The 24,947-nt window shown below is 67.4% G+C and carries 39 protein-coding genes; 15 read left to right on the top strand and 24 right to left on the bottom strand.

The window, feature by feature from the left end:
* Positions 1–158 precede the first annotated feature (158 nt).
* Entirely contained in the window at positions 159–974 is an 816-nt protein-coding gene (locus H7F53_RS06470) for a spermidine synthase family protein (RefSeq protein WP_343061951.1), read from the bottom strand.
* A gap of 345 nt (positions 975–1,319) precedes the next feature.
* Here H7F53_RS06470 and H7F53_RS06465 point away from each other — a divergent pair, with 345 nt between their 5' ends.
* The 6 genes from H7F53_RS06465 to H7F53_RS06440 all read left to right on the top strand — a co-directional run bounded on the left by H7F53_RS06465 (position 1,320) and on the right by H7F53_RS06440 (position 3,686).
* Positions 1,320–1,526, top strand: coding sequence for a hypothetical protein (locus tag H7F53_RS06465; protein WP_185678644.1), 207 nt, complete (start codon positions 1,320–1,322; stop codon positions 1,524–1,526).
* A complete protein-coding gene (locus tag H7F53_RS06460) occupies positions 1,519–1,899 on the top strand; it encodes a hypothetical protein (RefSeq protein ID WP_185678643.1) in 381 nt (126 codons plus the stop codon). The genes H7F53_RS06465 and H7F53_RS06460 overlap by 8 nt, the downstream gene beginning before the upstream one ends.
* Positions 1,900–2,044: 145 nt before the next feature.
* Entirely contained in the window at positions 2,045–2,392 is a 348-nt protein-coding gene (locus H7F53_RS06455; RefSeq protein WP_185678642.1) for a hypothetical protein, read from the top strand.
* An 8-nt stretch (positions 2,393–2,400) separates the two neighbouring features.
* Complete coding sequence (locus tag H7F53_RS06450; RefSeq protein WP_185678641.1) at positions 2,401–2,577, top strand: hypothetical protein; 177 nt, start codon at positions 2,401–2,403, stop codon at positions 2,575–2,577.
* Positions 2,574–3,107, top strand: coding sequence for an SPFH domain-containing protein (locus H7F53_RS06445; RefSeq protein WP_185678640.1), 534 nt, complete (start codon positions 2,574–2,576; stop codon positions 3,105–3,107). The genes H7F53_RS06450 and H7F53_RS06445 overlap by 4 nt, the downstream gene beginning before the upstream one ends.
* Positions 3,108–3,347: 240 nt before the next feature.
* A complete protein-coding gene (locus H7F53_RS06440; protein ID WP_185678639.1) occupies positions 3,348–3,686 on the top strand; it encodes a hypothetical protein in 339 nt (112 codons plus the stop codon).
* Between the two features lie 270 nt (positions 3,687–3,956).
* Here H7F53_RS06440 and H7F53_RS06435 read toward each other — a convergent pair whose 3' ends face one another.
* The 23 genes from H7F53_RS06435 to H7F53_RS06330 form a co-directional block, all read right to left on the bottom strand.
* A complete protein-coding gene (locus tag H7F53_RS06435) occupies positions 3,957–4,226 on the bottom strand; it encodes a hypothetical protein (RefSeq protein WP_185678638.1) in 270 nt (89 codons plus the stop codon).
* Positions 4,227–4,229: 3 nt separating this feature from the next.
* Complete coding sequence (locus H7F53_RS06430; RefSeq protein WP_185678637.1) at positions 4,230–6,191, bottom strand: phage fiber-tail adaptor protein; 1,962 nt, start codon at positions 6,189–6,191, stop codon at positions 4,230–4,232.
* Positions 6,192–6,195: 4 nt separating this feature from the next.
* Entirely contained in the window at positions 6,196–6,651 is a 456-nt protein-coding gene (locus tag H7F53_RS06425) for a hypothetical protein (protein ID WP_185678636.1), read from the bottom strand.
* Complete coding sequence (locus H7F53_RS06420; RefSeq protein ID WP_185678635.1) at positions 6,651–7,043, bottom strand: hypothetical protein; 393 nt, start codon at positions 7,041–7,043, stop codon at positions 6,651–6,653. Before H7F53_RS06420 ends, H7F53_RS06425 begins: the two co-directional genes overlap by 1 nt.
* Positions 7,044–7,103: 60 nt before the next feature.
* A complete protein-coding gene (locus H7F53_RS06415) occupies positions 7,104–7,763 on the bottom strand; it encodes a phage tail fiber protein (RefSeq protein WP_185678634.1) in 660 nt (219 codons plus the stop codon).
* A gap of 70 nt (positions 7,764–7,833) precedes the next feature.
* The gene (locus tag H7F53_RS06410; protein WP_185678676.1) at positions 7,834–7,980 is read right to left on the bottom strand and encodes a hypothetical protein; all 147 of its coding nucleotides are present in this window, start codon (positions 7,978–7,980) and stop codon (positions 7,834–7,836) included.
* Positions 7,981–8,081: 101 nt separating this feature from the next.
* The gene (locus tag H7F53_RS06405; protein ID WP_185678633.1) at positions 8,082–8,492 is read right to left on the bottom strand and encodes a hypothetical protein; all 411 of its coding nucleotides are present in this window, start codon (positions 8,490–8,492) and stop codon (positions 8,082–8,084) included.
* Entirely contained in the window at positions 8,489–8,611 is a 123-nt protein-coding gene (locus H7F53_RS17805; protein WP_281384750.1) for a hypothetical protein, read from the bottom strand. The genes H7F53_RS06405 and H7F53_RS17805 overlap by 4 nt, the downstream gene beginning before the upstream one ends.
* Positions 8,612–8,698: 87 nt before the next feature.
* Complete coding sequence (locus tag H7F53_RS06400; protein WP_185678632.1) at positions 8,699–8,908, bottom strand: hypothetical protein; 210 nt, start codon at positions 8,906–8,908, stop codon at positions 8,699–8,701.
* Positions 8,905–9,522, bottom strand: a complete 618-nt coding sequence (locus H7F53_RS06395) for a glycoside hydrolase family 19 protein (RefSeq protein WP_221773598.1) — start codon at positions 9,520–9,522, stop codon at positions 8,905–8,907. Before H7F53_RS06395 ends, H7F53_RS06400 begins: the two co-directional genes overlap by 4 nt.
* A 7-nt stretch (positions 9,523–9,529) precedes the next feature.
* On the bottom strand, positions 9,530–9,859 hold the full coding sequence (locus tag H7F53_RS06390; protein WP_185678631.1) for a hypothetical protein: 330 nt from the start codon (positions 9,857–9,859) through the stop codon (positions 9,530–9,532).
* Complete coding sequence (locus H7F53_RS06385) at positions 9,859–10,143, bottom strand: hypothetical protein (protein ID WP_185678630.1); 285 nt, start codon at positions 10,141–10,143, stop codon at positions 9,859–9,861. Before H7F53_RS06385 ends, H7F53_RS06390 begins: the two co-directional genes overlap by 1 nt.
* Before the next feature lie 4 nt (positions 10,144–10,147).
* Positions 10,148–10,558, bottom strand: coding sequence for a hypothetical protein (locus H7F53_RS06380; protein WP_185678629.1), 411 nt, complete (start codon positions 10,556–10,558; stop codon positions 10,148–10,150).
* Between the two features lie 15 nt (positions 10,559–10,573).
* The gene (locus H7F53_RS06375) at positions 10,574–15,064 is read right to left on the bottom strand and encodes a phage tail protein (RefSeq protein WP_185678628.1); all 4,491 of its coding nucleotides are present in this window, start codon (positions 15,062–15,064) and stop codon (positions 10,574–10,576) included.
* 1 nt (position 15,065) lies between these two features.
* The gene (locus H7F53_RS06370; RefSeq protein WP_185678627.1) at positions 15,066–15,506 is read right to left on the bottom strand and encodes an NlpC/P60 family protein; all 441 of its coding nucleotides are present in this window, start codon (positions 15,504–15,506) and stop codon (positions 15,066–15,068) included.
* Positions 15,503–15,658 (bottom strand): hypothetical protein, encoded by a 156-nt coding sequence (locus tag H7F53_RS06365; protein WP_185678626.1) that lies wholly within the window; start codon positions 15,656–15,658, stop codon positions 15,503–15,505. Before H7F53_RS06365 ends, H7F53_RS06370 begins: the two co-directional genes overlap by 4 nt.
* 16 nt (positions 15,659–15,674) lie before the next feature.
* Positions 15,675–16,259, bottom strand: coding sequence for a DUF2163 domain-containing protein (locus H7F53_RS06360; RefSeq protein WP_343061955.1), 585 nt, complete (start codon positions 16,257–16,259; stop codon positions 15,675–15,677).
* On the bottom strand, positions 16,168–16,872 hold the full coding sequence (locus tag H7F53_RS06355) for a head-tail connector protein (protein ID WP_185678624.1): 705 nt from the start codon (positions 16,870–16,872) through the stop codon (positions 16,168–16,170). The genes H7F53_RS06360 and H7F53_RS06355 overlap by 92 nt, the downstream gene beginning before the upstream one ends.
* A gap of 5 nt (positions 16,873–16,877) precedes the next feature.
* Complete coding sequence (locus H7F53_RS06350) at positions 16,878–17,078, bottom strand: hypothetical protein (protein WP_185678623.1); 201 nt, start codon at positions 17,076–17,078, stop codon at positions 16,878–16,880.
* 15 nt (positions 17,079–17,093) lie between these two features.
* Positions 17,094–17,459, bottom strand: coding sequence for a hypothetical protein (locus tag H7F53_RS06345; RefSeq protein WP_185678622.1), 366 nt, complete (start codon positions 17,457–17,459; stop codon positions 17,094–17,096).
* Between the two features lie 111 nt (positions 17,460–17,570).
* A complete protein-coding gene (locus H7F53_RS06340) occupies positions 17,571–18,860 on the bottom strand; it encodes a hypothetical protein (protein ID WP_185678621.1) in 1,290 nt (429 codons plus the stop codon).
* Positions 18,857–19,552 carry a hypothetical protein gene (locus H7F53_RS06335; RefSeq protein WP_185678620.1) on the bottom strand — a complete coding sequence of 232 codons (696 nt, stop codon included), beginning with the start codon at positions 19,550–19,552 and terminating at the stop codon, positions 18,857–18,859. The genes H7F53_RS06340 and H7F53_RS06335 overlap by 4 nt, the downstream gene beginning before the upstream one ends.
* Positions 19,543–20,394 (bottom strand): phage portal family protein, encoded by an 852-nt coding sequence (locus H7F53_RS06330; protein WP_185678619.1) that lies wholly within the window; start codon positions 20,392–20,394, stop codon positions 19,543–19,545. Before H7F53_RS06330 ends, H7F53_RS06335 begins: the two co-directional genes overlap by 10 nt.
* Before the next feature lie 50 nt (positions 20,395–20,444).
* On the opposite strand from H7F53_RS06330, the gene H7F53_RS06325 reads away from it, so the two are divergent.
* From H7F53_RS06325 to H7F53_RS06285, 9 genes are read left to right on the top strand one after another with little or no spacing between them, the layout of a single operon-like run.
* On the top strand, positions 20,445–21,086 hold the full coding sequence (locus tag H7F53_RS06325; RefSeq protein WP_221773597.1) for a hypothetical protein: 642 nt from the start codon (positions 20,445–20,447) through the stop codon (positions 21,084–21,086).
* The gene (locus tag H7F53_RS06320; protein ID WP_343061953.1) at positions 21,061–21,414 is read left to right on the top strand and encodes an endonuclease VII domain-containing protein; all 354 of its coding nucleotides are present in this window, start codon (positions 21,061–21,063) and stop codon (positions 21,412–21,414) included. Before H7F53_RS06325 ends, H7F53_RS06320 begins: the two co-directional genes overlap by 26 nt.
* The gene (locus tag H7F53_RS06315) at positions 21,407–22,249 is read left to right on the top strand and encodes a DUF5131 family protein (protein WP_185678617.1); all 843 of its coding nucleotides are present in this window, start codon (positions 21,407–21,409) and stop codon (positions 22,247–22,249) included. The genes H7F53_RS06320 and H7F53_RS06315 overlap by 8 nt, the downstream gene beginning before the upstream one ends.
* Entirely contained in the window at positions 22,242–22,478 is a 237-nt protein-coding gene (locus H7F53_RS06310; RefSeq protein ID WP_185678616.1) for a hypothetical protein, read from the top strand. The genes H7F53_RS06315 and H7F53_RS06310 overlap by 8 nt, the downstream gene beginning before the upstream one ends.
* Positions 22,475–23,884: a PRTRC system ParB family protein gene (locus H7F53_RS06305; protein WP_185678615.1), complete on the top strand. Its 1,410-nt coding sequence runs from the start codon at positions 22,475–22,477 to the stop codon at positions 23,882–23,884. Before H7F53_RS06310 ends, H7F53_RS06305 begins: the two co-directional genes overlap by 4 nt.
* On the top strand, positions 23,881–24,102 hold the full coding sequence (locus H7F53_RS06300; protein WP_185678614.1) for a hypothetical protein: 222 nt from the start codon (positions 23,881–23,883) through the stop codon (positions 24,100–24,102). The genes H7F53_RS06305 and H7F53_RS06300 overlap by 4 nt, the downstream gene beginning before the upstream one ends.
* Before the next feature lie 5 nt (positions 24,103–24,107).
* Positions 24,108–24,518, top strand: coding sequence for a PRTRC system protein E (locus H7F53_RS06295; protein WP_185678613.1), 411 nt, complete (start codon positions 24,108–24,110; stop codon positions 24,516–24,518).
* 16 nt (positions 24,519–24,534) lie between these two features.
* Positions 24,535–24,744 (top strand): PRTRC system protein C, encoded by a 210-nt coding sequence (locus tag H7F53_RS06290; protein WP_185678612.1) that lies wholly within the window; start codon positions 24,535–24,537, stop codon positions 24,742–24,744.
* On the top strand, positions 24,741–24,935 hold the full coding sequence (locus tag H7F53_RS06285; RefSeq protein WP_185678611.1) for a hypothetical protein: 195 nt from the start codon (positions 24,741–24,743) through the stop codon (positions 24,933–24,935). Before H7F53_RS06290 ends, H7F53_RS06285 begins: the two co-directional genes overlap by 4 nt.
* Positions 24,936–24,947: the final 12 nt, after the last annotated feature.

Raw genomic sequence — 24,947 nt, 5'->3', positions numbered from 1 at the left:
GACGGGCCGCGGCCGATGGGGCCGGGGCATGACGCGCGCGGCGGCGACGGCAAGCCGCGCCCGCCGTTCGGCAAGCGCGGTCCGGGCCGCAAGCCGCCCCGGCCGGGCTGAGGGCGATCCGGCCCCGGGCGCGCCCTCGCAGGCCGCCCGCGGCGGATTCAGCCGGCGCCGAGAGGTTTGGAGGCGAGCCAGATGCAGTGGGTGTCGGTCTTCGCGCCGGCATAGGCCGGGACGACCACCTCCTCCACCGCGAAGCCGGCTTCGCCGAGCCGCGCGACAAAGCCCTCGTCGGGATAGGCCGACCACACCGCCAGCATCCCGCCAGGCCGCAGCGCCTTCAGCGCCGAACGGATCCCCCAGTTGCAGTACAGCCGGTCGTTCGCGTCGCGAATGAACCCGTCGGGGCCATTGTCGACATCCAACAGGATCGCCTCGTAGTGGTCGCTGGCTCCGGCGATCACGTCGTGGACGTCGGCCAGGGTCACGGTGGCGCGCGGGTCGGCGAGAGTCTCGCCGAAGACATGGGCGAGGGGGCCCTTGGCCCAGGCGATCACCTCGGGCAGCAGCTCGGCCACCTCTACCCGGGTTTCGCTGCCCCAGGCGTCCAGGGCGGCCCCGAGGGTGAAGCCCATGCCGAGGCCACCGATCAGGATCGGGCCGTCGGGGTCGGGCAGCCGCCCGGCGACGATCGTCGCGAGCGCCTCCTCGGACACGTGGTCCATCGAGCCCATCAGCTCCTCGTCGTCGAGCTGGATCGAGAAATCCGCGCCGCAGCGCAGCAGCAACAGGCGGCCACCCTCGGGCAGCGGCGCGGAATCGATCAGGTAGATCGGCTCACCCTCGTCGCTGCGCGAATGCAGTGCCGCATCGGCGCAGCGCGGCGGGGCGGGTTGCCGGGGGGCAAGACGGTAAGCCGTGCGCGCGGCCGGAGTCGGGCGGGTGATCGGACGTGCGTCGGGGAGGGACTGACCCAAGGGCGGGTGTTCCACAATTTGGCGGTTCGCGGCAGCAGCTCCCTCGCAACCGGGGAGCGATAGCCAGAATGCGAAAGGCTCGGGAGAGGAAGCGCGGACCGCCTCGGGTCGGCGCGGGGGTGTGCGCAGCACCTTAGCGGCTGGGGCAGCAATTACAACCGCAGCACGCCGGTCGCGGCGGCCGCCTGCTCCTGGACCACCGGGAAGCGCACAGATCGGAAAGGAGGGGCTTGGCGCCGCATCGGGTCAGGCCGCTGCCAGGCACCCTTGCGCAAAACTGGCTCCCCGAGTTGGTCTTCAACAAGTGAGGATTCTCTAGGTGGAGCGAATGTCTCACCGCCCGGCTTGACCGACGCAGTCCCGCCGAGTCCCGCGGCCGATGTCTCACCTTCCTGGCAGGACATCGCCGACTGGTTCGAGGAAGCCATCGGCGACAGTATCGACATGGACTGGACGCCGCGGATCGCCGCCGAGCTGATCGTACGCCGCATGAAGGACGGCGACTTCCCGGTGCAGTTCTACGCGCCGGAGGCGGCTCCGCGCCATGACTGACATCACCGACGAGGATTGCCAAGCTGCTGCGGAATGGACCAGCGCCAACGCGAACCTCATACTGGACAGTCAGCCGCATGGTTGGGCCGACTTCGACGGGCTACTTCACCAAGCCTTCGCGAAACACCGCCTCGCCGCCGAAGCCCGTGGGGAAGCCCGTGGCGCTGAGAGTGAGAGGGCGCGGGTGGAAGGGCTGGCGGAGGCGCTGGCGAAGATCATGCCGATCCGCGTTCACAATGGGCAGGACTATGCCGAGGTCTATTTCGCAGACGGCCAGACGCACAGCACCCAAGCCATGACGATGAACCCGCAGGACTGGCTCGACATTGCCGAAGCCCTGTCCCGCCACGCCGATCAGGGGGAGGGGGTATGAGGTGCGCCGAACAGAACTGCCTCGCCTCCTACACATGGATTGGACACCAAGATGATCCGGTGCTGCGGAAGATGGCACAGGAGCGCGGTTGGAAGCTGCACGAAGTCAGGGGCTGGCTATGCCCCAAGCACAAGGAACCCACCCCATGACCCACCCCACCACAGCCATGGAAGCGTGGCAGGCTGCTGCGTTCGCGTATGGCGGCCTGTCTATTGACGGCGAGGGCGCAGATGCCGCCGCCGCAGTCCTCGAAGCGTGGGCCAGCGAGAGGGAGCGGGAGTTGCGGGAGGCGCTTGCCGAGCGCGATAACTACCTAGCCCAAATGGGTGGGTGTGGCGATGGTCACTGCATCATTGTCAAGCCGGTTGGGATGCACACCAACGGCGGTTGCCGGTGCGCGACCCATGCTTTCACGATGGGCAAGTTCGCGTTCGCCAACAATCGCTTTGCCGACCGAGCCCGCACCCTACTTGCCGAGGAGCGCGGGGAATGAGCGGGGAGATGAGCGAAGAAACCCGCGAATGGGCCATAGAAGCCGCCGACCTTGCCGATGCTTGGCGTGAGTTCATGCGGCATATTGAGTGCATTGACGCATTCAAGAAGCCGATGGCGCTGGCATTCGAGGCTGGCTTTAAGGCTGGCCGCGCACCCCTCCCACCGAAGGAAACCGAACAATGAACGCTGAGACAGACCGCGTGGAGGCGGACAAGGCTTGGCGCACGTTCAAGCACTGGCTTTTCCGCGAGTGCAACGAAGGTACGCGCCGACATCTGTGGGCCGCGTTCGGACTGCCGACCGATGAAATCCGCAACCACGGCACCGAATATCATGCGCTACGCTATGTTCGGAGGCAGTTGCTGGCCGACCAGCAAGCCGAGATCGAGCGGCTGCGCAAGGAAGCCCGTGAACAGGCGTTGCAGTTTCTCGCCACCGATGGACAGGCCATTGAGGCACTAGCCCGAGCCGAGCAGGCAGAGGCAGAATTGGAGCGCTGGAAGGACGTAGCAGCCGGGCTTTCTCTCGCAGAGAGCGACACCAGCGCAGAGCTAGCCGTCGCCAAACGCCAACTCGCAGTGATGCAGGCGGCTATGGTTGAGGCGGTGAGACGGTTGCGAATGTCAGCCGAGCCGCCGCATCGTAGTGTGGAATTGGTCTGCGCTCTCGTGGCCGAACCCCTCGCCCCGTTCACCAAGGGAGACTCAGAATGAGGCGCAAACTCACCGATAGATGGCACCAGCGATCATTCCGCATATTGGTCAAGCCGCGCCGTCATGGGCAGGGACCGCATACTCCGCTAAGGCACCAGCTGGTCCGGAATCACCCGTCTCTTGGCGCCAAGCTGAACGGGCGTTTCAGCATCACCCGGCGCTTCAAGACAAGGCGCGCTTGCTGGTCGCGTATTGTCCCGCGCTCATGGTCCCTGTTCTTCTTTGTCCGGAGGCGGCGCGATGTCTGATCTATCGAAGCGGCTGCGGGCTTATCGGTCACACAACGATTGGGGCGACAAAATCCACCATCCGATTACAGACGAAGCCGCCGACGCCCTAGACGCCCTCCAAGCCGAGCTATCCGAACAAGCCCGCATCATTGGCGCATCAGGCGAACGAGATGCGCGTCATCTTGCCATGATCGCGGAACGGGATAGGGAGATTGCTAGGCTGCGGAGGGCTATCGGGGAAGCGGAAAAAGCGTTGGAGAACACCGACCTTTGGGGACATCAGGTGCTGCGCCAAGTCCATAACGCCCTTGCCCCGTTCATCACCCCAACCGATACCCCCGCCCCCTGACACACTCGATCCTCAGCGGCACGGCATTATTCACCAGCCAGCGCCGCAGATGCCAGACGTGCACCCGGATCGTCTCGACAGCCGCATAGTCGCAGGCGATCTCCAGCGCTGTGTGTCGCGCAATCGGCCAGCGGACAAGCTCTTGCAAGATCGCCCGCCCCATCGGTCTAGGCTCTGTCAGGACGCGGCCCTTGTACGTGATGGCCTGCGATGCCACGACAAGATCGCCCCGGGCATAGGGCAGTTCCTGGCCGCAGCACTGGCAGGTTCTCACGGCTCAATATCCGCCTCTACCCAGCGCGAGCCACGATTGCGCCGCTCGTACCGGACGCGCCGGGCTTCCGGAAACAGCCGCCGCGCCAGCGCGCGCCACTCCTGCGGACCAGGCACAACCTTGGCCGGGCCCGGGTTGAAGCACGACAGCACGAGCACGTCGCCGTCGAACGAGACGATCACCGACCAATCGAAGGTGTCCGCGCCCTCGGGGAAGTTGCGGAACGCCTTCGACCCCGGGGGGATGTCGGTGATCACCTCGGGCATGGGTCAGCCCACTACCTTCACGAACACCGAATCCGAGAACGTCCGGCCGCCCACCGTGTTCACCGCGACCACGAACTCGCACTGGCGCCCCGCCGTGCCGCCGGCGACATTGAACGTCACGTCCATGCCGATCTGCGACTTCTTCGTCACCACGACATCGCCGATCACCAGCGTAACAGACCAGTCGGCGATGCTGTCCCCGGCGTCGATGCGGTCAGCATACCCGAACGTGGTGTCGTAGCTGGCGGAGGCGTGCTTGTTCGGCAGCTTCTGCATGTAGATGTCCTTCGGCAGGTTGAACCGGCGGGCGATCGCCGGGAGCAGGAAGTAGCGCTGGATCTTGGGCAGCCGGACATACCGCACGACGGTCGGCTGGTAGGCCGGGCCGCTCGAGAGGATCGCCGTGACCGCCGACCTGGCGGTCAGTGCCGCGCCGATCCGCACTGTCAGGCGAAGGTCGCCGGCAACGCTGCTTTGCGCCACCGCCGCGCCGTCCAGAGGCTTGGTCAGCGCGAGGGCGGCCGTGGCAGACGATGTGGCGACCAGCGAGGCGGAAAGGCCCGATCCGGCCGGCAGCACCAGCGCCGCCATGGACGTGCTGGCCAGCGCCGCGCCGATGGGCTTGGTCAGCACCAGCTCGCCGGTGATCGCCGACCCGGCCACAGCGGCCGCTGCGAGCGGCTTGGCCGGGGTCAGTGCCGCCGATACCGCGCTCACCGCAGTCAGCGCGACGGACAGACCTTCCGCGCTGGCGATCGAGGCGGCCGCACTTGACGTACCCACCAGCGCCGCGCCGATGGGCTTGGTCGGAGAGAGCGACGCCGTGATCGATGAGGACGAGCTGACCGATACCGCGAGCCCCGTCGCATCGCCGATTGCGCCCGCAACGGCCGCCACAGCCGTTAGGACGGCCGACAGGGGCACCGTGAGGGTCAACACCCCGGCGACGGTCGCGCGCGCCGCCAGCGAGGCTGCCAGCGGCTTTGTCAGCGTCGACAGAGCCGCCGCCGCAGCCGACGACGCCACGGCGCCCGCCCCGATCGGCTTGGTGATCGAGCTGAGTGCCGAGCTGGCGACGGTTGTGCCGAGCAGCGCGCTGCCGATCGGCTTCGTGATCGAGCCCAGCGCCGGGGCCAGTCCGGTAGCAGCCTGCAGGGCGCTGCCGATCGGCTTGGTTGGGGTCAGGGCTGCGGACAGGGTGGCTCTGGCCACAAGGTCGGCGGCAATGGCTGTGGTGCTGACCTGCGTGGCTACGCTCAGGGGCCGGCTCTCCCGCCGGAAAATCTGCCACGGGTCCCGCGCCAGGCGGCGCATCACAATGTCGGTCTGCGGCCGGTTGAACACCAGCATCAGCGGAGTGTCGAACCAGCCGCGGTTGACGGTGTTCGAGTCCCCCAGGATGGCGGTCATAGGGGCGTCGAGGAAACCAGTGGTGGTGCTAAGAGGCCCGCCGTTCAGCATGACGCCGATCTGGTTGGCCGCCGCGCTGCTGCGGACCGACAGCACGTTCCACCCGGAAGTCGGCAACGTCAGGGCCGGGGTGGGCGTAAGCTGGTTGCCTCGCCCGGAGTGCCAGACCGCGAACGTGGTCCCGCCGGACGCCCAGCCGAACGACACATAGGTCCCGGCCGGCCGCGTTGCGACCATGGACCCGTTGCCCGCGCTGGTCGTGAACCGCGACAGGATGTGGTAAGTCCAGTCTCCCGAGGCGGTTTCGATCGCCGGGCTCGACAACACGTTTTCGGCGCCCGTCAGCGCCGCGCGGACCATGGGTCCGTTCGTGCCGTAGCCCATGGTCTTGCCGGTCGGCGTGAACGTCCGGTTGCGGTTGACCAGGTCGACCATCTGGCCATTGCGCACCGTGATGCAGGCAATGAGCCCTCGGGTAAGTGGGTTGGTCCAGTCGATTACCCGCGGCCGAGCCGGGCTGTTCGCCACGTTCCGCGGCGCGCTCTGCAGGCGCATGGCGTTAGACCACGTTCCCGATCACTTCGGAGAACCAGACACCGTGGCCGGAAGCCGCCAGCGCCGCGCCGCTTTCGTTCTTGATCACGATGCGGGTCTGCGCGGGCAGCACGCCGCCATATGCCGCCGCGAGCGAGAACAGGTCCATCTGCAGGGTCGCGTTCGACGTGAGAGGCAACACGCCGATGAAGCGCAGATTGGGCTCGTCGGTCGTGGTCGTGCCAGAGGTCGGGCCGGTTTCGAAGCTGGTCCCGTCAAGCGAGCCCTGCGCGAAGATGACCAACTGCCGGTTGCCCGAGACGGTGCCGGGGGTAGCCTGCACTTCCAGCAGCACGTCCAGCGGGTCGTTGTCGGTGTGGTTGATGACGCCCGCGCTCACGTAGGCACCAGCCGCAAGGCTGTTGAGAGCGGTGGTGGTCAGCGCCGTGCGGGTGCCGACGATTGAGGTGACAGCACCCATTATTCGTGTCCTTCAAGTGCGGCGGTGACCATGCTCGAGGTCACAGGGTCGGGGATTTCGGCCAGCGCTTTCAGCGCGGTGGCCTGCGCAGCGGTCATCACTCCGCCGGCGGCGAGTTCATCCAACTGCGCGCGCGAGGTCGGCAAGCCGATGTCCAGCGTCCCGGCTTCCAGCAGATACCAGGCCCAGTAGACCACGCGGTCCTGCTCGGAGAGCGCCTTGAGGGTGTCGAGGACCTGAGCGCCTGCGACAGGCCCAAGCGCGTCAAGAACCGATCCGATACCAATCGGGCGGGACACGATCGTGGTCCGGCCGATCGACAGCGCTTCGGCGATGGCGCCGTGATCGTCGAGCGGGAGGCCGCTGGCGATGATTTCGTCGTAGAGAGACATGCTTGTGCCCTCGTGAACCGGAGTAGAGCTACCCCCCAGCACAAGGCCGGGGGGTGTGGATCAGGCGAGCGTCAGCGAGAAGCCGGCGGGGTTCACCGGGACCACGTCGTTGATGTTGATGACCTTCGGGGTCTGCATGACGCCCCAAAACAGGCCGTTGCCGCCCGACGAGGCATCGCTCAGCACCATCGCCGCCACGGTGCCCCAATTCGCGGTCGGGGTCGGGAAGGTCAGCGTGCCGTTGTTCGAGGTCTGGCCGCTGCTGCCAGTCGAGGCGGTGGTCGAGGCCGCCGCCTGCGTGCCAGCCCAGTTGGCCAGCGAGCTGGCGATCGACACGCGGCCATAGCCGCCGCCGCTCACCTCGATGGCCGTGACGTTCGCGTTCATCGCGTCGAAGTCCGGGGTCATTTCGGTCCAGACCGCAGTGCCGTCGCTCGTGGTGCCGCCGTTGGTCGTGCCCCAAGTCGGCTCGCTTGCGCCGGTGGTGCCGGCGGTGGTGCAGCGGTACATCCGGCCGTTGGAGGTCGCGGGCACGGTGGTCTGGCCGACAGTCACCGCGGTCGAGCGCGGCGAGACGCCGGCCGTGGCGCGGTAGAGACCGAGGAAGGTGCTGGTCGGGCCGGACCCCGCCGCCGCCGAGGCGCCGGTGATGCCGAGCGCCTGACCACGCAGGATGAAGTCGAGGATCCGGTTCTCAAAAAAGTCGGTGAGTGCAGACATGGGCTATTCTCCGGGCACAAAAAACCCCGGCGGTCACCGGGGTGGGGAGGGCTGGTGTGGTGGTCTTGGGTCAGGGTTTGCGCTTGGGGCGCTCCGAGACAGTCTCGGCAGGGTGCTCCTTGGCATAGGCCCGGGAGACGAAGCGGCCGGTGATCGCCGAGCGGAACATGCGCCACGCGCGGCGGATCGGGTTGATGGGCTTCTTGGGTTCGGTCATGTGCGGATCCTCAGGGCTTCGGCCAACTGCGGACCAGGCCCTCGTGGCGTTGGCGGCAGTCGGCGATGACGGCGATCAGTTCGCGCTCCCAGACCGACCGCTCAGGGTCGATCAGCGGAACGGGCGGGAGTGGAGCCTTGGGGCACGGGGCGGACAGGTTCGCCTGCGGCGGGGGTGGCGATCCCGCTATTGGCTTCCTCGACCCGATCCCGAAGCAGCCGGACAAGAGCATCGGGAGCAGCGCAATCGCTAGGTACTTGGATTTCACGAAACGTCTCCCTGATCGTGTTGCTGTCCGTGCGGGTCTGGCCAGCGTTGTCGGCCGAGAACGCGGCGAACTTGGCGCCCTCCTGCTGGCCCTTCTCGCGCTGGCGATCGGCCCGCGCCTCTGCCTTGGACCGGGCCGCCAGCTCATCGCTGTCAGCCTTCCAGTCCCGCGCGGTCCAGCCACCGAGGAAGCCGGCGATCAAGGTGAGGGCGGCCGCGCCGCCGAGCCATGGGAGCGGGATCATTGCAGGTATCCCCCCATGCTGGCGGCGATGGTCAGCGCGATCATCGCCATGATCAGGGCGAAGGCGAACATCGCCCATGGTGAGGTCCACCACGGCGGGCGAGGCGTAGGGCTCAGCATTGCGGAGCCCGCGAGAGAACGACCAGTACAGAGGCGATGTTGATTAGCGCGACGATGAGGATCACAAAGGCAGGGTCGATGTCGCGCTTACGCATTGGGCTCTCCACCGGTCGGCTGCCTGGGCCGGAACGACGCCGCCAGCGTGGTGAGGCCGCCGGTGACCGTGCCCAGGCCGAAAGCTTCGACCTTCCCGATCAGGCCTGGCACGAAGTAGGCGGCGATGAAGGTGATCGCGAGGACCAGGACCAGAGTGGTCAGGGTCGCGATGAAGCCGAACAAGGCGTGGCGCTGGGTCACAGGAAAAGCCCCTTTGCTCTGGCGACCAGTTGGCGGCGATCGGCGATGCCGTTGGTCCCCCCGTTGATAAGTCGGGTGATCCGGTCCTCCTCGCCCTTGTCGGCGACGAGATTGAGGTTGCGGGTGCGCCAGAAGAAGGCCGCGGTCTGCACGGCCACGTCCGGGGTCTCGGCGAGCTCCGGGTTGCTCTCGAGGTCGATCCCGATGGCATTCCCGATCTGCCGGTAGTTCGCGCGCCCGGTAAGCTGAAAGATGCCGCGGCCCAGGTAGCGGCGGCCATCGCCGGGGCGGGTGTTGCCGAGATCCGCACGACCCTCGTAGCGCACCTGCGCCGGGGTCGGCCCCCAGATCTCGCGCATGTTGCGGAACCGGTTGCACTCGTGCGCCGCCTGGCCGACGAAATTGCAGATCCGCGCTGCGGTCTGATCAATCCCGGACTGGGGAAGGTGGAGCGAGGCTGCCTCGCCGAACGGGAGCAGGGCTGCCATGGACCGCTGCGCGACATAGGCGAAGATGGCAGCCCAGGTGTTGCGCCCGGCGATGCCGTCGGCGGGGCCAATGGCATAGCCAGCCGCCAGCAACCGGCGCTGGACCGGCTTGAAGTCGATGCTCATGGTGATGTCACTTCCCGATGTGAACTGCGAATTTCAGCGCGGCGAAAATGCTCGCGCCGATGGCCGTCAGGGCCACGATGATCCCGCCGAACCACTTGATGAATTTGCCGAACGTCTTGATCGCGCCCCACGCCTCGACGATTTCCTTCGTGGCGGCGATGTCCGCTTGCATCTGCGGGATGGGCTTCACCGCCTCTGCGATCTCGTCGAGAGCCTTCTTGATTTCCACGAACCTGTTGCTCCCAGCGTCCAAGCGCTCGTCGGTTTGCGCCATCCGCACATCGAGCTTGCCCAGGGCCTCGTAGATCTGGGCGTGGGTGGGCTTCTCATCCGCCATCAGTCGCGCCCCTTGTAGTGCCGGTAGGCCCGGATGCAGTGATCCGGCTTCCCGTCGATCGGCAGGAACACCCAGTCGATCACCCCGCCGACGATCCTGGCCCAGCGGTGGCCGTTCACCATGGCCTTGCCGACGTAGCTCGAAATCATCTGGCGGCCGCTGGGCCGGTCGGCGAGGCCGAACACGTACAGCGGCGCCAGCCATAGCGTGCAGGCGAGGATGTCGATCGCCCGCAGCAGCGCGAGCGTCGACGCACCGAGACGATGGATCAATCGGCGGGCCATGGCCTTAGCTCCCCTGGGGCAGGTAGGGCGGAACCTGAGCGGCCGTCGACGCGCCCTTGGGCAGGGGATCAGTCTCCGGGGCCGGCCACTGGCCGCCGGACGGGTGGGGCTCACCGAGGTCGCGGCGGATCGCAGCCACCATGCGCTCGCCCCGGGCGTCGTCGGCCAGCCCGTGCCAGCCGTTGCGCGTGCAGAACTCGGCAATCTGGCCGGCGATCGTCAGGCCGTCCTCGTCAAGGTCGCCGCGGGCGGCGTACAGCACCTCGGCCACCTCCACGAGCTTGTCGACCGGGCTGACCTTGCTGCCCGAGGCCAGCAGGGCATCTTTCGGCCCCTGCGGCAGGGCGGCCGCGTGCAGGATCAGGAACTGGTCAACGGTGGTCAGAGCCTCGCTGATCGTGGGCAGGAAGTTCATGGGTTCCCTTTCGGTTTAGATGCGAATGTAGGACCGATAGACATCGACGCCGCCGCCGGCGGAGCCCGGCGTGATGCTCACGTCGACCCGGAACTCGAACACGCCGGTCACCCCGGTCGAGTTGGTGAACGTGCCCGCCGCCGTGCTGAAACCGGGCTCCGTCGCCGTCACCGAGCCGAGCCCGCCGGTGGCAAAGTTGCTCCACGAGCCGCCAGCCGGGCGCGCCTGCAGAAGGCACTGGACCGAGCCCGAACTGGACCCGCCAGCCAACACCTGCACGCGGCCGTTGAGCGAGACGGTCTGGCCGGCGGTCAGCACCATCTGGAAGGACGATCCGATCGCGGCCACGTAGGTCGAGGACGCCGACAGGGACGACAGCAGCGCCGCGGCCGAGGGGTCCAGCTCCGACAACGAGTTCGCCGTGGCACCGACGCCCTGCCCGAGGAAGCCCACGGCAACATTCTGGCCGGTCACGTCGGCGCCGCGCTGGACAGGAGGCCCGGGCTGGTACGGCGAGAGAACGGTCTGCCCTTGCGAGCAGCGACGAATGAAAGGTTGGGCCAAGCGAACAACTGCCGCGCCAGATGTCGCAACGGTGCAAACGACCATGAGCTTGGCGATGCCGATGCCAAGGCCGGACGGCACTGTGACAAATCCGCCGATCCGCGTGTCGAATACCTCGCTGGCGACGCTGTTGCCGCCGATGTAAGTTCCAGCAGCACTGAAATAGCCGACGAACAGGCTTGCTGAGCTCATGTTGCCCGTCGAGACGATGCCGCTCAGCTCAAGGCGATCGCCTTCGATAACTGGCACGCCGCAAGCCGTATCCTGCCCGATGTTCACTCCGGTTCCGGCAGGAACGCTCGATGTTGAGCGCTCGATAAACCGCTTGGAAGTCAAAGCCGTGAAGTAATTCCAGCCCCACGTTCCGGCCGAGGCGTAAGCCTCGGTCCAAGACTTGTTGCCAAGCGTGAACTCGCTGTCGATAGCCTGATTGGCGAACCCGGACACGAAATTGTTATCGACCGCCGCCTGCGAGCCATTGGTGGCTGCCCACGCTTGACCAGCGATCGCCGCGGCAGTCCGCGTCTCCGTGACGTTCGCGTTCGCCTCGGCCGGCTTGAGGCTGTCGATCGTCTGGCCCGACTGATAGAGCGCGCCATTGGTCGCCTCATCGGTCCATGGTGTGCGCGCGCCGCCAAACTCGAGCTTCCACTTGGAGGTCCAGATCGTGCCGCCTCCAAGGGCGATCTTGTTTGAATTCATCACGCACCGGGCAAAGGCAGCGCCCGGCGGCGAGGTCACAGTGACAGAATACACCGCATATCCGACATTCATGGTGATGAATTGGCCAGCGCTGCTCGAAATAAAGGCCCCAGCCGAATTGTGCCAGTCGACGTAAAAAACCGGACGATCATTGCCAGTAGAACTGCCGTTGGCGGCAGCGTAGACCTGAAACGTATAGGTGTTGTTGGCGAATACCGGAGTTTTGGTGACATCGGCGCTGTAGAGGAATTGATCGTTCGTGGTGCAGGCCATGAACCATGCGCCGACATCGCCGCCAGATTTGCCCGGGCCAGCCCACCCATTCACCACGTAGCCCAGCGTGCCGATATTGAAGCTGCTGTTGAACAGCAGGTTCGCGCCCGGGTTGGTCACCTGCGCCGGGGTGAAGCCGGTGTAGGTCGCCCACGCCGCCTGCCCGGTGATCCCCGCCGCGGTGCCCATGATCGTGCGGATGTCCGCGTCCGACAGGGTGCCGAATGAGGTCGACACCAAGCTGTTGCCGGTGATCGCGCCATAGCTCGCCTGCCGGTCAGCCTGCCCGGGCGAGTAAGCCGGGATGGCGGTCTGATTGACCGGCACCTTGGCGAGGAACGGCGCGGCGATCACGGCGCGAGGGTTGACCGGGGATCCGGTGATGAAGAACCGCGTGCCGAGCGTCGCCCACCGGCGGCGCCCGGTCCCCCCGCCGGTGCCATCGGCCGGCACGGTGACCGCGTGCGATGCCTGAGTGAGGCTGCTGCGGGTCAGGGTGTTGTAAGCCGCCGCGCCGATGTTCGCCGTGACCGACGAGCCGCCGTACTCGTCCACATAGGCGTAATTCTCGTCGTAGAAGAAGATCGTGACGCCGGCGTTCTGGCACCCCTGATAGCCGAGGAGCGCGCTCGCCACGATCCGCTCGCCCGGCAGGACCGGGATGCCGTAGCGGGCAAATGCGTTGCCCGGCGGGTAGCTGCCAGCGCAGTCGAAAGCGGTTCCGTTCGGCGCCCCGGTCACATCGCGCGCGATGGCGAACGAGCCGTCCCGCAGCGCCACCCGGCGGTCGTTGAAGGTCACCGAGCCGAGGTTGGTCGAGTTGCCGAACCACCCCGGCTGCCAAGCCACCGGCATGTTGCCGCTGTAGTGGGTCGGCTCGGTCAGCGCGAACTCGGTGTTGATCAGCAGGTTGGAGCCAAAGGGCAGGGCCGCGCGGTTGGTCGTGGCCAGATCGCCCTGGCCGACAATCGCGTTGGCAAGGTCGGCCGGGCTCTCCAGCGCCTTCATGTTGCCGGTGATCGTGTAGGTGTAGGCGCTCACCGAGGCGAGACTCTGCTCGGCCGCGCCGTAGACGTTGAACGAGCACACCTTGATGTAGACCGTCTGGCCGATCATCGACAGATCGAGGTCGCTCATGACCAGCACGCCATCGTCCACGCGGACCCACGTTGTGCCGCTGCCCTTGGCGCCGCTCGCCGTCCCGTAGAGCCCGCGGTTGAGGGTGGTCAGGCTGTAGGCGTTGGTCCCCGTCAGCGTAGCGGTCTGATAGGCGAGGTACTCGCCGCCGACGTTGATCAGGGTGGTCTTCTTGGCGAGGTCGGCTGCCGAGCCGGACAGCATCTGGCCGCCCGAGCGCAGCGATACCGCCAGCGTGCTGGTGCCGTCGATGCCGGCCGCCGCCGCGGGCAGGGTCGCCGTGGTCGTCCCGTATCGGGACTTGCCGACGATCACCCCCTGATCCTTGTAGTTGACCCCATCCAGCGACAGCCACACCCGGCACCCGCCGTACATGCGGTCGTTCGGCTGGCCGCCGCAGGCGATCGCCACGGCGAGGCCGGTGGTGACCTGATCGGGCGGCATTTCGAAGATGACCGGCGCAGCGCAGTTGCCGGCCGGGATCGCGGTGGTGTTCTGCCAGCGCAGGCCGTTGTCGTGGGTATAGGTCGCAGCCGCCGCTACGCCGATCGGCAGATCCTCGGCGACGCACCGATACCCGTTGTCCGTCTCCTCGATTTCGATCAGGCGGACCGGCACCCGGTTCATCGCCAGCCCGGGATCGGTCAGGGTCACGATGTCCATGGGCTCGAGCATGGCGAAGCGCGCGCCCAGCTCGAACTCGTACTCGTTCCGCTTGTAGAGCTGGCGCTGGAGCGCGAGCTGGACGACCTGCTTGGCGACCGCGGTTTCGCAGATGAAGTCGCAGGTGATCGTGGAGGCGACCTTGAGCCCGTACCGCTCGATCGCGTCCTGATCCTCGGCGCTGACGACCTCCTGGTTGTACTGGTTCGCGCGGTTGCGGAACTGCACCGACATCCGGTTGTAGGCGTCGGCCGGGGTCTTGCGGGTGATGATGATCGGCCCGCCGTCGATGTCGATGAAGTCGTCATCGGTCAGGTCGAACAGTGGCGTCAGGTTGGGAGTGTAGGTGGCGCCGTTCCCGGTGATCGCCGTGTCCCCATAGGGGATGATCTTGAGCAGGCCGCCAGACCACACCGGGGCGGCGTTGGTCGCGTCACACAGCTCCTGAATCACGTCGGACGCGGGCCGGGCCTGCGTGTAGGCAGGCGAGACGAACAGGCCAGCGGCTTGGCAGTAGGTCGCGTAGCTGGTCGAGGCGTCGACGTTGGCGGCCGGGAACCCGACGCCGTAGCGCTGGGCGGTCAGCACGTCATTGATGACCGCGCTCGGCAGCGCGTCGTTGCCGCCGGCGAAGATCAGCTTGCCCTGCACCTCGAACGAGTGGTTCGGGATCGTCGCGCTATCGCCCAGCTCGTAGGCCGAGGCGGCGAGGTAGGCCGTGCCGGAATAGTTGATCGCCTGATCGACGAAGGTGGGCGAGCCGAGGTAGCCGAACGAGGTGTCGTAGTCGAAGTTGGCCGGGGTCGCGTAGCCGGTCAGGAAGGACCACGGCGCCTGTGTGTCGCTGCCATTGAACACGCTCAGGCCGAGCGCCGCCAGCGTGGTCTTGTCCTTATCCTTCCAGACGCTGCCGATGCCGGTGATCGTGCCCTCGGCCAGCGCCAGAATGGCAGCCGCGCGGTAGGTGTACGTCGTCGTGGTCGACGATCCGCCCTTGCCGCCGGTCTTCTGCGTGGCGGAGATTGGCGTGAAGTTGCCGAACCACACGAGGTTCCCGCCGATCCGGTTGGTCCCGTAGACCACGGGCACGCAGATGCCATAAGCGCTGGTCTGGATCTGGATGCTGGTCTGCCGATCGGCGACGGTACGGCTGGAGGGACCGGCCATGTCAGTCCTTCACGAACAGGGAGAAGTAGAGGGAGGGGCGGCTGATCAGGTCCGCGTCGCGGTCCATGTCGCCCAGCTCGACGCGCCCGGCGCGGTTCACCGCGTGGATGATCGTCGGCCGCTCGATCACGATCGCGCTATGCGAGTAGGTCCGGCCGAACTTCCACATCACGAGGTCGCCGGGCTCAAGCTGGTCGCGCTCGATTTCCCGGGCGTGCGGCCGAACCCACGCCAGATACTGCTCCTCATCCCGGTGGAGCATCCACTGCGGCGAGTATTCCGGCTGGAGGTCGGGGATCAGGCCGACAGCGTGGTAGACGGCGGCCGGGAGCTGAGCGCAGTCGACGCCGACGCCCTTGATCCGGGCGTGGTGGTGATAGGGGGTGTCGATCCAGCTCATCGCCTCGGCGACGATGGCGGCGCGGGCCTCGGCTTCCGTCACAGGCCGCTCCTCGCCATGCCTTCGGCAACGCGCATCATCGCCGCGGCTACGTCCTCGAGCTCGAGGTCAGCGAGCAGCCAAGGCGCCGCGGACAGCAGGCACACCCCTGCCACCGCCAGAACGGCGGCTGTGGTTTCAGGGTCGATCAGCATTGCTAGGTGCGGTCCCTCACTTGCCGCTCTTGGTGTAGCCGGGCACGGCCGGCGCTGCCGTTTCGGGGTTTGGCACCCACGGGAAGCCGCGGAAGTTGCCCGCGTTGTTGAACTTGGACCGGCACGTCGCCAGCGTCTTGTCGCACCCGGCGAACACGCTGATCGTGTCGCCGATCGCCGGCGCCACAGGCAGGGGCAGCGCGAACGTGAACCCGGTGGCGGGGTTGTAGCTCTTGACCGTGCGGCGGATGCCGGCATTGGCCCCGCTGGTGAACGTGATGACGCCCTGATCGAAGTACCCGGCCGCCTGCGCGTGCCCGGTCTTGAAGCTGGTCGTGGTCGGCGCCGGGCTCGAGGCCACAGTCCCGGTCGACGTGAACAGCGCCTTGTTCGCGCCGCAGCCAGCATCATAGACCGTGCGGCTGCAAACCGACTGGTAGACGTTCCGGGGGAACGGCTGGGCCAGAAGCTCCTGCAGCGACTTCACGACCACCCGGATCATGGTGCGCTCAGGGTAGCAGTCCGACACGAAGCCCTGGAAAACATGGAGCACGCCCACCACGGTCGGCCATGCCTGCAGGTAGGCCGTCTCGACCAGCACGGTGGCGCCGTCCAAGTACCCGGTCCGGGCCGCGGCTTGCCACGTCATGCCGCCAACGATGTCGACGGGCTGGGGCAGCACGGTACTGGCGCAGCACGGTGGCGACGGTGGCCGGCATGTCGCGCTGGTTGAGCGTGACCGTCTCGCTGGCCAGGCTCTTGCTGACCCACTCGATCTTGTCGCGCATCCGGAAGCGCAGGGTCACAAGCTCGTTGACCGCCTGTGCGATGTCGGCCGGAATTTGCGGGTAGCCCGCGGTGAACTGGATCCGGACGTTGCTGTTGCCGATGGTGAACACGGCCCCGCCGGAAAGGATGATCTGCTGGTTGTCGAAGCGGTAGCCGTAGCTGCCATATGCCGGGGCCGCAGGCAGGGCTTGCCCGTCGACCTCAACGAGCTGGACGCTCTGGATCGGCCACTGCGGCAGCATGAGCACCGGGCCGCCGCGGCCGCTGCGCACGATGTCGTAGGTCTGCACGGCGAAGTTGCGGCCGGTCACCGAGCAGACCCACTGCGAGTAGGCCGCCACCATCGACTCCAGCAGGCTGTCGTCGACGTTATCGACCCGGCCCATGAACTGCTTGACGGATTCGACGGTGGTGAGGTCGGCCATTTCGATCAGCCCTCCTTGGCGGGCTTGGCCTTGGCCTCGGGCGCTGCCGGGGCGTTCGGGATCGGAGCGAACCCGGCACCGCACAGCGCGGCATGGTCGCCCGGGGACAGGTCGTCGCGGACCGTCACGGTGCCGTCCTCATCGACCGGCACGGGGCCGTCACTGAGAAACACGGTGCTGATCTGCGGGGGTGCCTTGAACTTCATGGTCTAGCTCCTCGCTTACTCGGCCACCACGAAGCCATGCGCGAGCAGCGTCGCAGCTTCGTCAGCGGGGACCAGAACGGCGGTGACGGTCTGGCCGTCGACCACGCGCTCCTCCGAGGCGTAGGCGTCACAGGTTCCGCCTTCCGGGTGGTACATCGGGATGAGGGTGGCGGCGTTGAGGTCGAGGATCGACGTGTCCTCGGCCGCGTCATCCTCGGCGGGCTCGGCTTCGGTCACCGCAGCGCCGGCTTCGGGCGCAGGATCGGCCGGTGCCGCTTCGTCGGCGGCGGGCTCGGTGGCGGCCACTTCGGCCGAGAGGGCTTCGGGCTTCTCGGCCGGTTCGGCTGCTGCATTCCCGGTCTTGGTCGGGGGTTTCGCCATGATTGCCTCCAGATGAAAAGGCGCCCCCTGCATCACGGCGCAGGGGGCGCGAGGTTGTCGCCGGCCAAGGGGAAAGACGCCGGCGGGTCCGTGGTCAGGCCGGGCTTATGCTTACGGCGCGATGTTGGTGATGACCGCCAGGCAGAACGGCGCGTAGACCGCCGGGACCGTCTGGCAGTAGGTGCCGTAGAACTGCTGGCGCGAGGTGCGCGGCCACTTCTCGACGTAGTAGTCCTGCCGCACGAGCAGCTCGGCCACGGTCGGCGTCTCGTTCGACATGTAGGTGGCCGGCAGGGTTTCCGCGTAGCCGAAGATCGTGCCCGGAACCATGTTCGGGTGCAGGATGATCGGGATGTAGCGGCCGCCGTCAGCGGTGTAGGGGTTGAAGTACCAGCCGACCACGGCGCCGGCGGTGTACTTGACATCGGCCGGGCTGGTCGAGCCGCCGGTGGTGTTGAGCCGCACGAGCGGACCCGAACCGCTGGTCAGGACCAGACGGGTGATCGTCGCCAGCTCCTGCGACGACACATACAGGCGGGTGATCGAAATCCGGAAGTTGTCCCACTGAGTGCGGAGCATGTCGCGGATTTCGGTGACTTCGCCGGTGCCGGTGGCGGTCAGCGAGGTGCCAGTGCCGGCAACGCCGGTCGCCAGCCGGTTGATGAACGCCTGCGTGTTGTTGGTGTAAGCCTGCGTCATCAGGCCGTCGTAGGCGGTGGCGTTGAGCGACCAGTTGGCCGTAATGGCAGTGGCGAGCTGGCCAGTGCCGTTGAGGGGGGCTCGGAAGGTCACCGAGTTGATGGTGGTGACGGCCTCGAGGCGCTCGCTGCCGGCGGTGCCGACATACCACGCATAGGCGACCGCGCCGTTGACCGGGGTGACCGAGGCCGAGAGGGTCTGGCCAAGGGTGACAGCCGCCGAACCGGCAGTCGAGCGAGCCGACGAACCGCCGTTGAGGGTGAACGAGCCCTGCCCGTCGTTCGACACAACCGACTGCGGCAGCAGCAGGCTCATCGGCGCGGTGAGGGTGGCATTCAGGTAGCCCATGGCGGTCAGCGCCACGCAGATCACCGAGTAGGTGGCGGCGGGCAGGGTCGCGCCGGTGCCGGCCGCCGAAACGGTCGGGGTTGCCGGGGTGGCGAGGTTGAGCGTCGCGTTGCCGTGCAGGAGCGAGGCTTCCTCGATCTGCATCAGCTTGTAAAGCGAGCGCATCTGGATCAGCGCTTCCTCGTCCTCGAAACCGACAGCAGCCAGCTTCGCCTCGTCGGTCACGTTGTCCTCGACGCCCATCGTCGCATAGGCGGCGCTGGCGTTGACGACGGGGTAGGTGATCGAGCCGGCGCGGCGGCCTTCCGGCACCCAGCCCATGAAGTTGGGCGCGTAGTTGAGGCTGTTGATCACCTTCCACTTGGCCGAGTCGCCAGGATTCTGGCGGATGGTGCGCTTGAGGCTGTTGCGCAGCGGCGTGATGGTGGGCGAGAACAGGAGCGAAGGCGAGCCGCACGGAGCGAGGCGATTTCGTCCGCCATCTTCTCGATCCGGGGCAGGGCATCCATGACTGCCTTGCTCAGGCGCTCGTTGGTCTGTTCGAGCTCGGCCGCCTTGCCGAGCGCGGCCTCGTCGCTGGCGCAGGTCGCGCCCAGCTCGTGCGCCTTGTCGTGGATCGTCTGGATCCGGGAGAGGTCGCCGCGGCTGTTGCGGGCACCGGCCTTCTCCATGAGGACCGTGTTGGCCTTCACCAGATCCACGATCTGATTGGCCAGCTCCATGTCGTCGCCCTCGATCACCAGCTCGACGTTGCTCGAGTTGGCGTCGAGGCGGGTCAGCATTTCGGCCACCTCCTCCTCGACCAGCGCGATCAGGAACGCCTTGAGCGCGAGCACGATGTCGACGGCCTTCTGCGGGATGCCCGACCCGTTGTCGCGGTAGTCCGCCTCGCAGGTGACCTCGCGGGCGACCCACGAGAACGACTGGAGCGAGGCGACGGCATCGGTCAGCGAGTACATGCCCTTCTCGAGCAGGGGCTCGGCGGCCGCGCGGATCGCAGCGACGGCCGACAGGCTCTTGCCAAGGTCAGCGCCGATCAGTGCCACGGCGTCCGCGCTCGGCGGGGCGATGGGCAGGTCGGTGTCGCACTTGAGCAGGTCGTCACCCAGCGCCGAGGCATAGGCAGCGACCGGCGTGATGGTGGCCGCACGCGCTCGAGCATATCAGCGTCGAACAGGCCAAGCTGCGACAGCGCGCCTTCACCGGCCGCCGCCACGATGCCGGCGAGAAACGGCTCGATCACGGCAGGCAGGTCAGACCACGACCAATCGAGATCATCCAACGCCCGCTCGATCTTCTCGGGCTCCTCGCCCATGGCCTTCCTGAGGACGTTCGCCAGTTGATCCGCGATCGCATCAGCCTTGCCTGCCAGGTAGCTCCCCAGCGCGACCGCCAGCTGCGCCGTGACCGCCGGATCAGCTGCCTTCGCTAGGTCGTCCTCCGCGTCGTCGCTGGCGCCCTGCTCGGGCTCGGCCGGCGGCGTCTCCGATTCGCGCGCGCCGGGCTGACCGCCGGACAGTGCCGCCGGGACCGGCTCGGGCTCGGCGCTGCCGCGCTCGATCGCAACGTCGATCGGGGCGAGGCCGCCGTTCGTCTCGACCAGCGGCTTGTCGCCCCACGGCACGGGCTTATCGCCGCGGCGATCGCGCACCTCGTTGATCGTGCGGCTCAGGTTTTTCAACGCGATGTCGTCGATTTCCGCGGCGGTCTTGGGATCGAACTCGCGGTTGTCGACGAACGCGAACTCCAGATCGGGGCGGCCGAACCACTTGGCGACGATCATCGACATCAGCCGCTCGACGTACTGGAGGATCGGGGCGATGCCGCCCTCCTGCGCCGCCTCGTGATCAGTCTTGGCGCTGCCCTGGCCGAGGCCGACCTGCTTCATGAAGGGGGTCGGGGCGACGCCGAAGGGGAAGCAGAGAAGGCGGATCACCGATGAGCAACTCGACGCCCTTGAGCGCGCTGCCCAGGCACTTGCAAACGGAACTGGAGGCGCTGGCGGGTCAGCCTAACGCCTACCTCGCCAACATCGAGGCTGAGCGGCAGCGGCGGTTCCTGGAGCGCACCCAGCGCGAGGCTGCCGAAGTACGTGAGCGCTGCCGGACGCTGGCCGGGTTCGTGCGCGAAGCCTGGCCGGTGCTGGAGCCGCGCACCAAGTTTGCCCATGGCTGGCACATCGACGCGATCTGCGCGCACCTGGAGGCCGTGACCTTCGGGCGGATCAACCGCCTGCTGATCAACGTGCCGCCGGGCAGCTCGAAGTCGCTCTTGACCAGCGTCTGCTGGCCGGCATGGGAATGGTCGCAGGGCCTCGCCTCGCTCCGCTACCTCGCCACCAGCTTCAACGACGGCCCGGTCAAGCGCGACACCCGCAAGAGCCGAGACCTGATCCTCTCGCCCTGGTATCAGGCGCTCTGGCCCGAAGTGCGGCTGGTGCGAACAGGAGAGACCAGCTTCGCCAACAGCCAGACGGGCAACCGCATCATGAATTTGGTGACCGAGCAGGGCGTGGCGCGGTCGATCGACAGCGACATCGCCGCCAAGCGCAAGCATCTGCGCGGCCAGGCCGAGGGCTAAGCAGGGAGATCTGACATGCAAAGCTCGACCATCGAACAGACCACCACAATCGCGTCGGCCTTTTTCGCCAACAACGCGATCCCTGCAGCCGACGTGCCCGGCCTCGCGTTACGGCATCACGCGCAGTCAACTGGCGGCCATGCGAGCGCGGGTGACTCGCTGCGAAATCTGCGCGGCCGAGGGGAGGTTGGTGATCGACCACGACCACCGGACCGGGCGGGTCCGCGGTCTCCTTTGCCAGAACTGCAATTCGGCGATCGGCAAGCTCCGCGAGGACCCGGAGCTTTTTGCCAACGCGCTCAACTATCTGGAGAGACACCGTGGCTGAGAACACGAAGATTGAATGGTGCGACCACTCTTGGAACCCATGGATCGGCTGCACCAAGGTCGGGCCGGGCTGCGATCATTGCTATGCGGAGACCCTGTCGCGCGCCAGACTGGGCGTCGTGTGGGGTCCTGGGCAGGAGCGCCGCCGGACCAAGCCCGCCAACTGGGCGAAGCCGCACAAGTGGAACCGCGAGGCGCGTGCGTTCGCCGAGGCCAACGGCGGCCGGAAACAGCGGGTGTTCTGCGCCTCGCTGGCCGACGTGTTCGACAACGGGGTCGATCCGGCATGGCGCCGCGACCTGTTCGACCTGATCGCCGCGACGCCGAACCTCGACTGGCTGCTGGTCACGAAGCGGATTGGCAACGTCGCGAAGATGCTGGCCGAGATTGGGATCGACCACTTGCCACCGCACGTCTGGCTCGGGATCACCGTCGTCAACCAGGCGGAGGCAGATCGGGACATCCCGAAGCTGCGCGAGGCGCCGGCGACGATCCGCTTCCTGTCGATCGAGCCGATGCTGGGCGCCGTGGTTCTCAGGTCCGAGTGGCTGGCCGAGCTGGATTGGGTCATCTGCGGCGGCGAGAGCGGTCCGGGCGCGCGGCCCATGCACCCGGATTGGGCGCGGTCCCTGCGCGACCAGTGCGCCGACGCGGGCGTGCCGTTCCTGTTCAAGCAGGTCGGCGAATGGCTGCACGAGGATCAACTAGGCTGGTGGCCGTATGGTGACGACGCGATCGAGAGCTGCCGCTGGGCCGATGGATTCTACCGCGTCGGCAAGAAGGCCGCCGGCCGCCTGCTCGATGGTGTCGAGCACAACGGCTATCCCCATGCGTGAGGCGCCGATCTACACCGCCTGCGGCAAGCAGGTGCTCCGCGACGGGCGGCACTTCGCCGACCTCTGCGGCCCCGCCGAGGCGTCCGCGGTGGCCGACCTGCTGAACCATTCGCAGGTGATGTTCCCTGATCTCGACTTCACGCGCGTGGACGAAATCGTCGCGGCCCTGTGGCCCGATGCTCGCCCCGCGGCGGACACCACCCCTTCAACCGATAGGATCCCCGCATGACCGACACCATCGAAGCCGAGCCGCAGGTCGCCCAGGCGGCGCCCATGATCCCGCTGGCCAGCATCACGCCGGCAGCCAACCCGCGGCGCTTCTTCAGCCCCGCCAAGCACGAGGAGCTGGTCGCCTCGATCCGTCTCCGAGGCGTGCTGCAGCCGATCCTCGTCCGGCCAGCAGGCGAGGGCTATGCGATCGTCGCCGGTGAGCGCCGGTATCGCGCCGCGGCCGAAGTCTATGGGCGCACCGGCATGATCCCCGCGATCGTCCGGACCATGACCGACCAGGAGGCGCTGGAGGCGGCGATCGACGAGAACGACATTCGCGAGGATGCCTCGGAGACCGAGCAGGCCGACGCCGCGGTGCGCGTGCTGGCGGCGTGCGGCGACGATCGCGCCGAGGCGGCCAAGCGCCTCGGCTGGTCGACGGCCAAGCTCGATCGGCGCCTTGCCCTGGCTGGGCTCTCGGCCACGGTGAAGGCTGCGCTGGACGAGCGCCGGATCAAGGTGGGCCACGCCGAGCTGCTCGCCGCGGTGCCCGGCGACAAGCAGGACCGCGCGCTGGAGACTATCCTCTCCGCCGGCATCGATGTCGCGAAGACGCGCGAGCTGCTCCAGCGGATGACGCAGAGCCTGGCCGCGGCGACATTCGACAAGACCGAGTGCGCGGGCTGCGGGTTCAACTCGGCCCGGCAGAAGGCGCTCTTCGAGACGCACGTCGAGGACGGGCACTGCACCAACGGCGCCTGCTACACGCTCAAGGTCGAGGCGGCGGCGAAGCTGGCGGCCGAGGCGAGGCCGTCGCCCGAAACTTCGAATTCCGAGGGTGCAGCCGATGAGGTCGTTCCGGAGGCTCAGGCCTCGGACGATCGGCTTCGGAGTAGCCCGGAAAGCTCCCCTGTCTCGAAGCCGGGGCAGGGGAGCACCACCTCCAAGCCGGCCGCGCCCGCCAAGGCCAAGGTCACCGTCGAGAGTCTGCGCGCCAAGCTGCAGACGACGCGTGAGCGGGCCTGGCGCAACGCCGTCGCCGCGGTGATCGCGGACTATGCCGACCACCTGCGGATCGCCGACCTCGCCGCCACCTGCGTGAAGAGCGGCGCGCCGTTCACCTTCGGCCAAGTCATGGGGCTTGTCTCGGAGCTCGAGGTTGACCTGCGTGACCACTGGCGCGTCGATCAGGCCTTCCTCGACCAACTAGGCAAAGACGAGCTCAAGTTCATCGCGATCGAGTGCGGCCTGGTCGCGCACATGGGCGAAAAGGCGTTCGCGAAGATCCTCGGTCAGACCGCCAACTCCGTCGCCGCCAGCATGCTCGCCGCCACCGGCTTCGACTGGGCCGGGCGCATCCCGAGCGCGATGTCGCTTGACGGCAAGTACGGCCCGCCGATCGCGGCCGAGGGCGTCGACGAATGACTTGGCAGCCACCAGCAACGAAGGACGTCGACGCGATCAAGGCACACGCCGAGCGCTTGCTGGAGCGCATGAGGCAGACGCCGCACGGCCCGAAGCGGTCCCTTCTGGCCGAGCAACACATCGCGAAGACAGATGAGGCAAAATTCGCAGAGGGTTGGAACGCTGCGGTTGCCGCGATGAACCTCCCCGAGACTCCCGCCAACACCACCAAGGACTGACCCCGATGCTGATCACCAACCTGCTGCCGCTGCTCGCCCGCTATTCCCTTGGCTTCGACCTTGTTGCCGGAGCCGGTAATATGGTCACGCTCACCATCATCCCGCGCAAGGCCGAGGGCGCCAAAGTGGCGCTGGAGCCCGCCGAGGCCCGGCCGATCTCGATTACCGGCACGGCCGAGGAGATCGACGAGCAGCTCGCGCTCGGCACCGAAGGGGCGCTGAGCCAGATTTTCGTGGCCCGGGTGAACCTCGCCGAGCAGCTGGCCGAGCAGCGCAAGGCGGTCGAGGACGCCAAGGCCGCGGCGTCGGCGAAGGCCAAGCCCGCCGCCAAGGTTGCGCCGACGCCCACCGCCGCCCCTGCGCCCGCTCCGGCCCCGGCTGCCCCGGCCGCCGACGAGCCGCTGACCCTCTACTGATCCAGGAGCCACCCCCATGGAAGTCACCCAGCTCACCCGCGTCTACCGGTACGATGGCATCGACCTGCCGGTCCCGCCGCATCTCGCCAACGATCCGGCCGCGCTGCGCGCCTATCACGCGACGCTCTACCCCGCGATCCTCAACGCCGAGGCGGTCGACGCCGGGGCCAGCGGCGGCAACCTGGTCACGGAGTACCGGCGCGCGGTCGGCACCAAGGGCCGATGATCCCCGCGCCGCCCCGCAAGACCCTCCTCGAATGGATCGAAGCCGATGATGCCGACACTCCCGACGACGCCGCTCCCGTCTGCACCGCCTCGCAGCAGCGCCTATACGCGGCCGTTGCCAGCACGCCGGAGCAGGACAACCGCGAGCCGCTCGCGCCGCCTCCAGGCCTCGCCCTCGCGCTCCTCGGCTGACCTCGCCGGCCG

The organism is Novosphingobium piscinae (genome assembly GCF_014230355.1).
GTDB lineage: Bacteria > Pseudomonadota > Alphaproteobacteria > Sphingomonadales > Sphingomonadaceae > Novosphingobium > Novosphingobium piscinae.
The sequence above is the reverse complement of the archived record's forward strand: the minus strand, read 5'-3'. Positions and strand labels throughout refer to the sequence as shown.